9 protein-coding genes are annotated in these 12,872 nt (G+C 69.5%); 4 read left to right on the top strand and 5 right to left on the bottom strand.

Features of this window, described 5'->3' with window-relative positions; translation table 11 throughout:
• The first annotated feature begins 148 nt into the window (after positions 1–148).
• A complete protein-coding gene (locus GobsT_RS40630; RefSeq protein WP_261340061.1) occupies positions 149–277 on the top strand; it encodes a hypothetical protein in 129 nt (42 codons plus the stop codon).
• Between the two features lie 136 nt (positions 278–413).
• Positions 414–2,222: an alginate export family protein gene (locus GobsT_RS27135; protein ID WP_010046940.1), complete on the top strand. Its 1,809-nt coding sequence runs from the start codon at positions 414–416 to the stop codon at positions 2,220–2,222.
• A 114-nt stretch (positions 2,223–2,336) separates the two neighbouring features.
• Here the strand turns inward: GobsT_RS27135 and GobsT_RS27130 are convergent, their stop codons facing one another.
• Positions 2,337–4,637, bottom strand: a complete 2,301-nt coding sequence (locus GobsT_RS27130; protein WP_010046939.1) for a methyl-accepting chemotaxis protein — start codon at positions 4,635–4,637, stop codon at positions 2,337–2,339.
• A gap of 57 nt (positions 4,638–4,694) precedes the next feature.
• Entirely contained in the window at positions 4,695–5,180 is a 486-nt protein-coding gene (locus tag GobsT_RS27125; protein ID WP_010046938.1) for a chemotaxis protein CheW, read from the bottom strand.
• A gap of 118 nt (positions 5,181–5,298) precedes the next feature.
• On the opposite strand from GobsT_RS27125, the gene GobsT_RS27120 reads away from it, so the two are divergent.
• Positions 5,299–6,210, top strand: a complete 912-nt coding sequence (locus GobsT_RS27120) for a transporter (protein ID WP_029601174.1) — start codon at positions 5,299–5,301, stop codon at positions 6,208–6,210.
• Positions 6,211–6,311: 101 nt separating this feature from the next.
• Here GobsT_RS27120 and GobsT_RS27115 read toward each other — a convergent pair whose 3' ends face one another.
• The 3 genes from GobsT_RS27115 to GobsT_RS27105 are packed head-to-tail and all read right to left on the bottom strand — an operon-like array spanning position 6,312 to position 10,245.
• Positions 6,312–9,512 (bottom strand): chemotaxis protein CheA, encoded by a 3,201-nt coding sequence (locus GobsT_RS27115; protein WP_109570851.1) that lies wholly within the window; start codon positions 9,510–9,512, stop codon positions 6,312–6,314.
• A 17-nt stretch (positions 9,513–9,529) separates the two neighbouring features.
• Positions 9,530–9,895, bottom strand: a complete 366-nt coding sequence (locus GobsT_RS27110) for a response regulator (protein WP_010047413.1) — start codon at positions 9,893–9,895, stop codon at positions 9,530–9,532.
• A gap of 35 nt (positions 9,896–9,930) precedes the next feature.
• Positions 9,931–10,245, bottom strand: a complete 315-nt coding sequence (locus GobsT_RS27105) for an STAS domain-containing protein (protein WP_010047415.1) — start codon at positions 10,243–10,245, stop codon at positions 9,931–9,933.
• A gap of 253 nt (positions 10,246–10,498) precedes the next feature.
• Here GobsT_RS27105 and GobsT_RS27100 point away from each other — a divergent pair, with 253 nt between their 5' ends.
• The gene (locus GobsT_RS27100) at positions 10,499–12,700 is read left to right on the top strand and encodes a protein kinase domain-containing protein (RefSeq protein ID WP_010047417.1); all 2,202 of its coding nucleotides are present in this window, start codon (positions 10,499–10,501) and stop codon (positions 12,698–12,700) included.
• Positions 12,701–12,872: the final 172 nt, after the last annotated feature.

Below are 12,872 nucleotides of genomic sequence, written 5' to 3'. Positions count from 1 at the left end.
GCCGATGGCATTCGTCCGTGTGAGCCGCCGCGGACGTCAGGTCGAACCGCCGACCCGAGAGCCTCTTACACTCGTATAGCACTCGATTTGGGGCACGAGCTGCACAGAACCCTGTCGGAGCGTGAAAACGGAACTCAAGTCATTTATCGTGAACTTCGAGGAAGAGTTGTTCACCGGACCGCCCCAGCTCGCCGAACTCGCTCAGCCCGCGCCGGCCGCGTTTAACCAAAAAACCGCACAAGTCGAACCTCCCGACCTGACGATTGTACTCCTGTAGCACGTTCTTCGGCTCGCTCCCAAACAGCTCAAAAAAATGCAGGCCAAGGCTTTACATCCTTGGTGAGGGACGATGCACGCGAAGACGCGGTCCGAACACCCGAACCTCAGTTACCCGTCACGTCGGGAGACATGAAATGTTGTGCTCGCCCCAATCACCCGGCCGGTCACGCACGGCGTGGACCGCAGCCGTAGCGCTCGGCAGCGCGCTCGTGCTGCTCAGCCAAGCCGGTGCTCAGCAGCCCACCCGATTCGCCGAGGCGGCGACGCCCCCTCCGCAGCCCACGCGGTCCGCCCGGTTTGCCGAGGCGTCGGCCCGCGCCCAGATGCCACAAGAGCCGCCGGCCGGGGAAGCGGCGGCCGGGACGGAGGCGAGCGCCGCCCTGCAACCGGACGGTACGTCCAAAACGAACCCGTCCGGCACTCCGCCGGCGGCCGGCAAGGCCGGGGACAAGAAGGCCGATGAGAAAAAGGAGGACGACAAGAAGAAGGTGAACTGGGCCAAGGTGCCGCCGATTTTCCCGCGCCACCGCGAGGGCTGGTTCACCATCCGCGAGAAGGGGGGCGGCTACTACACCCTGGTCGACGAGATCCACGGGAACTATTCGGAGAAGGCGCCGCGGTACCAGTTCGGCCCCCGGAGCCTGAACTCGAACCCGTACTACAACTACGACTTCCGCTACCTGGAGGACCCGAAGAACACCGACTACGACTGGTCCGACGCGTACAAGCGCATTCACTTCGGCCCGGACGGGGACTTCCTGTTCTCCACCGGCGGTGAGGTGCGCGACCGGTACATGAACCAGCTCAGCGGCCGCGGCACCGGGACCAACAACTTCTTCAACAACTTCCGGGTCCGCTCGTACGGGGACCTGTGGTACAAGGACCAGTTCCGGGTGTTCGCTGAGTTCATGTACACTGACATCTACGACAACCGGCTCCCGCCGGTTGGCAACGACGGGAGCGGTCCGGAACTGCAGAACGGCTTCGTGGACGCCAAGGTCGGCGACCCCTTCGGCGGCCCGCTCTACGTGCGGGTCGGGCGCCAGGAACTGCTCTACGGCTCGCAGCGGCTGCTCTCCCCGCCCGACTGGGCGAACACGCGCCGCACGTTCCAGGGGGCGAAGGCGTACTGGGCCAACGACCAGTGGAGCCTGGACGCGTTCTGGGTGCAACCCGTCGTCACCAACCTCGACCAGTTCGACTCGGTGAACAACAACCAGAACCTGTTCGGGCTGTGGGGCCAGTACCGCCCGCGGGAGGGCACGTCCTTCGACTTCTACTACTTGGGCCTGGCCCAGGCGAACACGACAACCAATAACGGCGACATCCACACGTTCGGGAGCCGGTACTGTGGTGACGTGGACAAGCACCTGCTCTTCGACTTCGAGGGCGGCGTGCAGTTCGGCGAGCGCGGCACGCGGCACGCGCTGGCCCGGTTCGCCACGGCCGGGCTGGGCTGGCGGTTCGCCGAGGTGCCCTGGGTGCCGCACGTGTGGATCTACTACGACTACGCCTCGGGCGACAAGGACCCTACCGGCCGCTCCGGGAGCAACCGGACCTTCAATCAACTGTTCGGGCAGCGCCACAACTACCTCGGGTATCTCGACCTCGTGGCCCGGCAGAACATCCACGACCTGAACATGCAGATCAGTGCGACCCCAACCAAGTGGCTGAGCGTTATAGCTCAGTACCACGCCTTCTCGCTCGACTCGCGGCGCGACGCCCTGTACATCGCGGACGGCGGGGTGCTGCGGCGGGACGCGACCGGCCGGTCCGGAACCGATGTGGGCGACGAAATCGACTTACTCGCCGACATCAACCTGACGAAGCACACGCAGCTCATGGTGGGGTACTCGAAGTTCTTCGGCGGCACGTTCTGGCGACGCACCGGCAACCCGAATAACGTTCAATTGTTCTACACGCAGTGTAGTTTCAAGTGGTGAACGGACGAGCGATTTGAACGGGGCATGCTCCGGGTTGAGCCCGGAGCGTGCCCTGCTTTGTTGATGGACTCGTGTTGCTGCGTTTGTGTTCGACCTGTCGGCCGGTGATCGAGTTCAAAAATCGGCGAACCCGCTGTCGGCCCCGAGGTCGTCCCGCCCGCGGCCGCTCGCGGCCGGTGCGACGGCGGCACGAGGCTTCGGTCCGGTGTTCTGCTTGGCCGGCTTGCGGGCGGCCGGGCGCGGCGTGGGCGCGTGGCCGTTGTTGCCGAGTTTGAACCGTGCGACGAGGTCGCGGAGCTGGGCCGCCTGGTCGGTCAGGGACTGGGCCGTCGCCGACAGCTCCTCGGTCTGGGAGGCGTTCCGCTGGGTGGCGGTGTCCATCTGGCTGACCGCCTTGTTGACCTGCTCGATGCCGATCGACTGCTCCTTGCCGGCGGCGGCCATCTCGGTGACGATGTCGGTGACCCGCTTGACGCTGGTCACGATCTCGGCCAGGGTGTCGCCCGACTTGTTCACCAGCTCCGTGCCCGTATCCACCTTCTTGACGCTGTCGTTGATCAGGCTTTTGATCTCCTTGGCGGCGGTGGCGGACCGCTGGGCCAGGTTGCGGACCTCGGTGGCCACCACCGCGAACCCGCGCCCCTGTTCGCCCGCCCGGGCCGCCTCGACGGCGGCGTTGAGGGCCAGCAGGTTGGTCTGGAACGCGATCTCGTCGATGGTGGTGATGATCTCCGCGATCTTCTTGCTGGACCCGTTGATCTCGCCCATGGCTTCGACGGCCCCGCTCACCACCTGGCGACCGCGCTCGGCGACCTCGCGCGACCCGCCGGCCAGTTGTCGGGCCTGCTGGGCGTTGTCGGCGTTGCGCTGCACGGTGGCGGTAATTTCTTCAAGACTGCTGGCCGTTTCTTCGAGGCTACTCGCCTGCTCCTGGGCACCGGACGCGATCTCCTCGCTGGCACCGGACAGTTGGGTGGACGCGTCGGCCAGTTGCTCGGACACTTTCCATACGCCCTCCAGAGCGGCCCGCATACTTACGACCGCTTGGTTCAGCGAGTGAGCCATCCGGCCCACGTTGTCGGTGCCCAAGTCCGGGATCGCGACCGTAAAATCGCCCGCCGCCAGGGCGCCCACCCCGATCTGGATCTCCTCCACCTTGCGCTGCAACTCAGTCGCGTCGTCTTTGATTTTCTGTTCCATGAGCTTGGCGGCGGTGATGTCTGCGGCAAACTTGACCACCTTGTACGGCTTCCCGTCGCGCCCGAGGATGGGGTTGTAGGACGCCTGAATCCACACTTCCTTGCCGCCCTTACCAAGCCGCTTGAACTCGCTCGCGATGAACTCGCCGCGGTTCAGTCGCGCCCAGAACTCCCGGTACGCGGAGCTGTTCGCGTCTGCGGGCTCCACGAACATGCTGTGGTGCCGCCCCTGGATCTCCGGCAACCGGTAGCCCAAAGCGCCCAGGAAGTTCTCGTTGGCCGAAACGATGGTGCCGTCGAGTTTGAACTCGATCACCGCCATCGCCTTGCCCACCGCCGCAACTTGGCCCGCGAAGTCGGCGTTCTGCTCTTGCTGTGTCCCTACCGTTTCCCAGCTCACTTTGTCTTGTTTGAGTGCGGTCTGGAGACCGGTAACTGTGGCGTTGAGGGCATTTCCCAGGCGCCCGAACTCGTCCTCCGACGTGACAACCGCCTTGTGGGTGAGGTTACCGCACGCGACCGCCTCCAGCACCCGTACGGTTGCATCGAGTGGCCGCACGATCAGCGCGCGAAAGAAGACGCCGAGTGCCACTGCTACGACGACCGCGATCGCGATGGCAGAGAACATGGCAGTCCGAGAGGACTCGTACTTGGCACGGGCGGCCGTTGCCTCCTGGCCGGCGATCTCGTTCTGCAAGTCGATCAGGGCGTTCAGCGCCGCATTCGCCTGGTTCGTATGTTCCGTGGACGCGAGGCACAACCTCTCGGCTTCGTCGACCCGACCGGCGCTCAGGGCCGCCATCGTGGCCTCGTGGTCCTTGCGGAACTGCTCCAGCCGCGGAAGGAACTCGTTCCAGAGGCGCTTTTCCCGATCCCCCATCGGTAGCGCTTCGTACCGCTTGGTGGCGTTTCGGATAGTGTCCCAGGCGGCCGTCTGGTACGCGCGCGCCCGCTGAATGTTGGCCTCGTTCTTGTTGCGAGTCGCCATGATCAACGTGCGCTCGGTGCGCTGGATCGTAGTGATCCCTTTCCCGCCCATCTCGTTCAGAGCCGTCAGTGAGGGGAGCAGGTTCCCGTTGGTGTTCTCGACGGTGTGGTTCAGGTCGTCAATCGCCCTCAACCCGTAATGCCCGACGCCCGCACTGATAAACGCCAGCAACAGAAACGCCCCCATGAGGCGGGTGCCGATGCCGAGGTTGTTAAAGCTCTTGATCACGAGAGGCTCGCCGTTGGTGGTTCCCGCGCGGGCGGGACGATGAGTGGGACCGTGCGGTCAAGCCGTGAGTGCGGCCCCTCCGGTCGTGGCCCCCACCAGCCGATCGATGTTGAGCAGGGAGACGAGACGCTCGCCGTTGCGGGCGATGCCGGTGAGGAACGTGGTGTCCACTCGGGACCCGAGGTCCGGGGTGGGCACCAGTTCCTTGGCGTCCACGTTGAGCACGTCGGAGACGGCGTCGACGACGAGGCCGACCACTTTGGTGCCGACAGTGACCACGATGATGACGGTGAACCGGGTGTACTCGGCCTGGTCGAGCCCGAACCGGGTGCGCAGGTCGATGATCGGGACGACCGTGCCGCGCAGGTTCATGACCCCCTTGACTTCGGGCGGGGTGTTAGGCAGCGGGGTCACCTTGGAGTACCCCTTAATCTCCTGTACCCGCAGGATCTCGAGCCCGTACTCCTCGTCCGCTAGACAGAACGTCAAGAATTGACCGGTATCGGCCTGTACGGCGGCCGGGTTGTGGTTTTCGTCGCTCACGTGAGGGTCTCCTTTGCTGTTGACGGGGGCCGCGCGGGCACCGTGGGTTCGGGCTACGATGATCTAAATGTTAGGTCACAAAACGCCGATAATCGGTGCGGCCGAACACGAGGTGCCGATGTACCGCGCGTTACTAACTCCCGTCCTGGCGGTGGTTCTGGCGTGCGGGTGCGTCACGCGGAACCACGTCGGCCCGGGTGAGGCACCGCCGAAAGCACTATTCCAGTGGCCCGGTTCCGGGCCGGCGGGTGATTCTGGGTCCGAGGACGATCCCGCACCCGGCGGCCGCTCGGACGCTGAAACCCCGATCACCACCGAGCGCCCGGACTTCACCAACTCCAGCCGCACCGTCGGCCGCGGGCGCGTGCAACTGGAGAGCGGGTACACGTTCACCACCGCCCGTGATCCCGTCACCCGGGTCACCTCTCACTCGTTCCCTGAGGCGCTGCTCCGGGTCGGACTGCTGGCCGATTGGTTCGAGGTCCAGGTCGGCCAAAGCGCCTTGAGTACCCGATCCGCCGGCACCGACGGGGTCGCCCGCGCGACCGGCTTCCAGGACCTCTACCTGGCAACCAAGTTCGCCCTCACGGAGGGCGCCGGCTGGCGCCCGGAAACCGCGGTCACCTTGCAGATGACCGTCCCCACCGGGCGGCGGGAGCTGAGCGGCCGGCACCCGCTGCCGGGGCTACTGTACCTCTACTCGTGGGAGCTGATCCCCGACCTGGTGTCGCTCGGCGGGACCAGCGCCGCGGCCGCCGCCGTGGACGACACCGGGGGCACGTACGCCCAGCTCGCGCAATCGCTGTCGGTGGGGTACACTCTGACCGAGCGGCTCGGGGCGTTCACCGAGTTCTTCGTGCTCGCGCCGGCCGGGGCCGACACCCCGCGGGCCGGTCCCCAGTATTACTTCGACAGCGGGCTCCTGTACCGGGTGACTCCGAATTTCCAGGTCGACGCCCGGTTCGGGTTCGGCCTGAACCGCCGGGCGGGCGACCTCTTCGCCGGTGTCGGGTTCGCGGTGCGGTACTGACCCTCGGACCCGGTGATGGCGTCTCGTCCCGGGCGGGCCGGTCCTTACGGTCGCGGCCCGGTCCGAACGTGACCCCGTCGCGGGTGCGTGTGCGCCGCCGGTCACACCGCGGCCGGGGCCAACATCGGTTCCAGGGCCCCGCCGCCCTGGGCGTGCAACTGGGCCAGCCCGTGGATGTCGAGGATCATCGCCACCCGGCCGTCGCCGAGGATCGTGGCCCCGGCGAGCCCTTCCACCCGGCGGTAGTTGGCGTCCAGGCTCTTCACCACCGCCTGCATCTGGCCCAGCAGCTCGTCCACCAGGATCGCGTGCTTTTTGCCCTGGTCCTCGACCAGCACCACCAGCCCCCGGCCCGGGTCCTCGACCCGCGCGGAGCGGCCGAACAGCTGGTGCAGCCGCAGGAGCGGCACCACCTCGCCGCGGACCGTCACCGCCTCGCCGTGGCCCGCGACCCGGCGCAGGTCCGCGGGGTGCGGGCGGAACGACTCGACCACCGACAGCAGCGGCAGCACGTACACGTCGTCCCCGAGCGCGACCATCAGCCCGTCCATGATGGCCAGCGTGAGCGGCAGCCGGATGGTGAACGTGGTGCCCTTGCCGGCCTGGGTGCGGATCAGGATGTTGCCCTGCAGCGCCTCCACGTTCCGCCGCACCACGTCCATCCCGACCCCGCGGCCGGACACGTCGGTGACGGCCTTGGCGGTCGAGAACCCGGGCTCGAAGATGAGCGCGTAGATCTCGGGGTCCGTGAGCCGCTGGCCTTCGGCAATAATCGCCTTCTCGACCGCTTTCTTCAGGATCCGCTCACGGTCCAGCCCCTTGCCGTCGTCGGTCAGCTCGATGAACACGCTGCCGCCCTGGTGGTACGCGCGGAGCTCGACGTGCCCCTCCCGCGTCTTGCCCACCGTGGTCCGCTCGTCGGGGTCTTCGAGCCCGTGGTCGACGGCGTTGCGGACCATGTGCATGAGCGGGTCGCCGAGCTGGTCCACCACCGTCTTGTCGAGTTCGGTTTCCTCCCCGTGGAGTTCCAGCTCCACCGGCTTGTTCATCTTGCGGGACAGGTCCCGCACCAGCCGGGCCATCTTTTGGAACGTGCCCTGGAGCGGCACCATTCGCAGGGACAGGCTCAGCTCCTGCAGGTCCCGCGAGATCTTCGCCAGTTCGGGCAGGGCCAGCGAGCCCACGCCCGAGCCGTTGGACATCTCGTCGAACTCCTGCTGGGCCATGGACTGCGCGATGACCAGCTCGCCGATGGTGTTGATGAGCTTGTCGAGCCGGTCCTTGTCGACCCGCACCGTTTCCTTCTCGGGGATGCGACGCAGGCCGGCGCCCTCGGCGGCAGGTTCGGCCTTTTCCGCCTTCGGTGCCGGTGCCGGGGCCGGGGCGTGCTCGGCCTTCTCCGCCTTGGGGGCCGGGGCCGGGACGTGCTCGGCCGCCGGTGCCGGCGCGGCCGCAGCAACGGGGGCCGGCGGGGCGACGGACTTGGGTGCGGCCCGGGGCGGGGCTTCGGTCGCGCCACTGGCCGCGACGCGCAGCTCCGCGACCAGCGCCGGGAGGGCCGGGTCCTCTGCGAGCCGCCCGCCTTCGGTGCTCCAGGCGCGGATGAACTGCACCTGGCGCTTCAGCGCGTCGGTGCTGGCGAACACCAGGTCCATCGGCTTGCCCTGGAGCCGCACTTTGCCGTCGCGGGCCAGGTTGAGCAGGTTCTCGGCCTCGTGGGCCACCATCTGCACCGCGGCCAGCCCGAGCATGCTGGACACGCCCTTGATGGTGTGGAACCCGCGGTACACCGCGTTCAGGGCGTTCGCGTTGGTGGGGTCGCCGTCGATGACCAGCAGGTTCCTGTCGGCCGTTTCCAGGTGCTCGGACGCCTCCTGGCAGAAGTCACCGATCATCGGGCCGTTCTCGAGCAGCAGCGACTGCCCGGGGGCGCGGGGCATCTCCACAGGCGGCGGGGGGAGGTCGCAATAGCTGGAGGCGGGGTGCGGCGCGGTCGCCGCCTTGGCGCAGAACTGGAGCGTCTCGGTGCTCAACTGGTCGGGGGTCAGGGCCCCGGTTTCGACCAGGCACTCCCCGATCGGCGGGGCCTGCCGCTCTTGCGCGAGCACGAGCCGCCCCAGGTCGTTCTCGGACAGGTACCCGAGCCGCACCGCGGCGCTCCCGAACCCTTCGTCCGGCCCCATGTGGGCGAGCAGCCCCGTGAGGTTCTCGACGGTCACCAGCCCGGCCTCGACCGCGACGCGCCCGAGGGTCGGGCGCGCCTCGTGCTGTCGGGCGAGCGCGGTGAGCGCTTGCGGTGCGGTAACGGTCCCCCGGTCCACGAGGAAGGTGGCGAACCGGATCGGGTCCGGAATCGGCAGCTTGCGCTCGAACGATGCGACCCAGGTGGCGGCCGGGGTCTTGGGGGCCGCGGGCGGGGCCTTCGGCGGCGGCGGAGCGGGCGGCGCCTGGGGCGGCGCGGCCGAGTCGGCTGGCGACGGGTCGGTGGCACCGACCTGCACGGTCGCCTTTACCAGGGCCGGAGCGAACGCGAACACGTCGCGGATCGCGTCCGCGGGCTGCGCGGTGCTGAGCCGGAGGGTCCACGAGAGGTAGCACCGCTCGGGGTCCAGGTCGGCGAGCGCGGGCAGCCCCTTCGTGTGCACCTCGACCCGCTCGACGGTCCCCAGGGCGCCGACCTCGCGCAGCAGCCCGAGGGGGTCCAGGCCGGACCGCAGCGCCTCGGGGTGCGGGACGACGGTCACCGTGTAGGTGGTCGGTTCGGGGGCCGCGGCCGGCGGCGGAGCGGCCGGCGCCGGAGCGGCCGGTTTGGGGCTCCCGGCCTGCGACCCAGAGGTCGGAGCCGGTTTGGGGGCGCCGGCCTGCGACTGGAGCGCGCCCAGCGCCTGCGGGGCGGCCCACCACGACTTGGAGACCATCGACCCGCCGGCGTCGGTGGTGAGCCGCGCGAGCAGCTCGTCGACGCCCGGGGGGGGCGCCTCGGCGGCGCGGGCGGCCGACACCAGCCGGCCGAGCGTGTCGGTCGCCTCGAGCAACAGGTCCAGCACCCGGCGGGGGATCTTGCCCCCGCCCCGGAACCGCTCCAGGAACCCCTCGAGCCCGTGAGTGAACTTGGCGATGTGCGGGAGCCCGACCGCGTCCGCGCCGCCCTTGACCGAGTGGGCGGCCCGGAACGCGGCGTCCACCGCCGCGGGGTCGTGCGGCCCGGATTCGAGCCGCAGCAGCGCCCCCTCAAGGGCGCTGATGTGCTCGACGGCCTCGTCGAAAAAGGTGCGCAGGTAGCGCTCGGGATCGAGTTGCATGGCGTCCGCCGTTCGTGTCAGGGCATTAACCGCTTAACCACCTGGACCAGCCGCGCCGGGTCGAACGGCTTGGTCACCCAGCCGGTCGCGCCCGCGGCCTTCCCCTGTTCCTTGCGCGACGTTTCGGACTCGGTGGTCAGCACCAGGATCGGGGTGAACCGGAACTCGGGTTTGGCGCGGAGCCGCTCGATCAGCACCAGCCCGCCCATCACCGGCATGTTGAAGTCGGTGATGACCAGGTGCACCGTGCGCCCCGCGACCTTCGCGAGCGCGTCGGACCCGTTGACCCCTTCGAGCACCGCGTACCCGGCGCCGCGAAGCGTGTCGCCCACCATCTGCCGCATGGTGGGGGAGTCGTCCACGATCAGGATGGTCTTGTTCATCGTTCCTCGGTCCCGGATTCTCGGGAAAGGGCCGGTCAGGCGGCGGGCTGTCCGGCCAGTCCGGCCAGCCGTAAGTACTCCGCGATGGGGCCGGGGACGCCGCCGACGACCAACTGCCGGCCCGCCCGACGGACCTCGCGGCTCAGGGACAGTAGCACTTGGATCGCGGCCGTGTCGAGGTGCTCGACCCCCTCGCACCGCACCGCCACGTTGGCGCCGCGGGCGAGTATTTCGCGGGCCGCGGCGTGCAGCGGGTGTGCGTCGGTGACGGTCACCCGGCCGGCGAGCACCAGCCGGGCCCACCCCGGGCGCTCGTCGTCGGTCACGCGAACCGGGGATGCACCGGCCATTCGTCGCTCTCCGCTCGGCAATGCGTCCGGAGGGTTCCAGACGCTCACTCCGCTTATCGAGCGGTTCGGGCCGAATTTGCGGGCTCACCGTATTTCGCGCCCCGGCTGATGATTCCGGCCGCCGCGCGAAATGCTGTGTTCCGGCTGGCGCGGTCGGAGCCGGTTCGGACGCGCACTAGAGTTCAGCGTGCGTCCCGATTTCTCTATAGCACAGCCCCGGCGCACGAAGCGGCGGGGCGCGGAGGTCCGTGGGGTGAACCAGTTGCGCAACGGGACCCGGTCCGGCCCGGCGGACGCGCGCCGGGCGCCGCCGGGGGGACCCCAGCCCACGCCGGTGCTGGATTTGTTGAGCAGCGGCGTTCTGCTCCGCGAGGAGTGGGACGAGTTGCCCGCCGAGGTGCGGGCCGAACTCGCCGCCCAAGCGGACACGAACGCCGCACTGACGGCGCTGATGGGGCGGCACCTGCTGACCCGGTTCCAGGCGGACGCGGTGCGCGCCGGCGACAGCGCCTCGCTGCTGCTGGGGCACTACCGCCTGTTAGAGCCTCTGGGGCGCGGGGGCATGGGGCTGGTGTACCGGGCCGAGCACCGGCACCTGCGGCGCCCGGTGGCGCTCAAAGTGTTGACCGAGCGGCACGCGGGTGACGCCCGGCTCAGCAGCCGCTTCTTCCTGGAGGCCCGGGCCGTGGCCCGGCTGCAGCACCCGAACATCGTGAGCTGCCTGGACGCCGGGCGCGAGGGGCCGCTGCGCCCGGGCGGCCCCGCCCGCGAGTACTACGTGATGGACCTAGTGCCGGGGGCCGACCTGCAGGCCACCGTGGCCGGCGGCGGCCCGCTCCCGGTGCACCGGGCGGCGGACCTGCTCCGCCAGGTCGCCGAGGCGCTGGCCGAGGCGCACCGGCACGGGCTGGTGCACCGGGACATCAAACCGCCCAACATCCTGGTCACCCCGGACTGGAAGGCCAAGGTGCTCGACTTCGGGCTCGCGCGGCACTCGGCCCAGGAGCTGACCGAGCCGGGGGTGCTGATCGGGTCGGTCGGGTACATGGCCCCGGAACAGGTCGAACACCCGAGTCGGGTCGACGGCCGGGCCGACGTGTTCGGGCTGGGCGCCTCGCTGTTCCTGGCCCTCACCGGGCGCGACCCGTTTCCCGCCGGCGGGGACCTCATGGCGATGGTGGCGCGGCGGCTGCACGGGACCGTGCCGCGGGTGCGCGAGCACCGCCCCGAACTGCCGGCCGAGTTGGACGCGCTGGTGGCCAAGCTCATGGACCCGGACCCCGGGCGGCGGTTCCCTTCGGCGGCGGCGGCGGCGGCGGCGCTGCTGCCGTTCGTCAGTTACCGGCCGCCGGCGCGGGCCGGCGCGGCCGGCCCGCCGCGCCCCCGGGTGCTGGTGATCGACGACGACCCCGACGTGCGCGCGTACGTGCGCGCGCTGCTGGGCGACGGGTACGAGTGCGTGGAGGCGGCCGACGGGCGGGACGGGCTGGGGCGGGTCGAAGGTGGGCGGTTCGATCTCCTGGTGGTCGATCAAGAGATGCCGCGGCTGGACGGCTCCAAGTTCATTGCCCGGGTGCAGCAGGTCGCGGCCCCGCCGGTCCCGATGATCCTGTACATGTCGGGCCGGGTGCCCACCGAGTCGCTCGGCGGGTTGCTTCTGGGCGGCGCGGACGACTTCATCCGCAAACCGTTCACCCCGCCCGAGTTCCTCTCTCGCGTGCGGGGGCTGCTGGCCCGCCGCGGCGAACTCGGGCGGCACCACGGCAGCGGCACCGGGAGCCGGCCCCCCGCCGATGTGGCGCCCGATGCGACGGCGTCCACGGCCGTCGCCCTGTTGGCGCAAGGGGCGTGCCGGTTGGCCGAAGAGGTCGGCGCGGTGGACCGCGGGTACCACGCTCGGATCCCTCAGTACGTCCGTGCCCTTGCCGCGGCAGTTCCGCACACGGGCGCGTACGTGCGGCTGTCGCACCCGGTGTTCGTGGACCTGCTGGCCAAGGCCGCACCGGCCCACGACGTTGGCATGCTGTCGGTCCCGCCGGACACGCTGTCCAAACGGGGGCGGCTGGACGAGACCGAGCGGCTGGCGGTGCAAGCGCACCCGACCGTCGGCGGTCACCTGCTTGCCCGGTTGGCCGCGGCGCACCCGGAAGCCGTGGGGGTGGCGGTGGCGGCCGACATTGCGAAGGGGCACCACGAGCGCTGGGACGGTACCGGATATCCGGACGGGCTGCGCGGCGAACAGATCCCACTGGCCGCGCGGCTCGTGGCGTTGGTGTCCGTGTATGACGCGTTGCGGTGCCGCCGGCCGTACCGGCCGGCGCTGAGCCACCCCCGCGCGGTGCGGGTCATCGTAGCCGAGTCCCCGGGGCAGTTCGACCCTGTGCTGGTGTACGCGTTCGGTTCGATCGCCGACCAGTTCGACCGCATCTTTCTGGCTGGCGCAGAGCGCTTGTGAGTGCGCCTGTCACTTCCGGTCCGGAGCGCCCCACGCGGGTCGGCGGACACGGCTTGCGACACCGCGGGAATTGCGCCGCAGGCGCGGGCGGCGATTGGTGGCTCAAAGCCAGATTCACAGCGATCGCTGGGTACGCACGTGGGGCGGCTCACCGGAGCAACTTGTGAGCGGC

The organism is Gemmata obscuriglobus, from assembly GCF_008065095.1.
Lineage (GTDB): Bacteria > Planctomycetota > Planctomycetia > Gemmatales > Gemmataceae > Gemmata > Gemmata obscuriglobus.
This window is presented reverse-complemented; position numbering and strand designations above follow the sequence as displayed.

Excerpts from the sequence above, each read along its gene's own strand:
- GobsT_RS27135 (WP_010046940.1), top strand. The coding sequence starts at position 414 with ATGTTGTGCTCGCCCCAATCACCCGGCCGGTCACGCACGGCGTGGACC.
- GobsT_RS27120 (WP_029601174.1), top strand. The coding sequence starts at position 5,299 with ATGTACCGCGCGTTACTAACTCCCGTCCTGGCGGTGGTTCTGGCGTGC.
- GobsT_RS27115 (WP_109570851.1), bottom strand. The coding sequence starts at position 9,512 with ATGCAACTCGATCCCGAGCGCTACCTGCGCACCTTTTTCGACGAGGCC.
- GobsT_RS27110 (WP_010047413.1), bottom strand. The coding sequence starts at position 9,895 with ATGAACAAGACCATCCTGATCGTGGACGACTCCCCCACCATGCGGCAG.
- GobsT_RS27105 (WP_010047415.1), bottom strand. The coding sequence starts at position 10,245 with ATGGCCGGTGCATCCCCGGTTCGCGTGACCGACGACGAGCGCCCGGGG.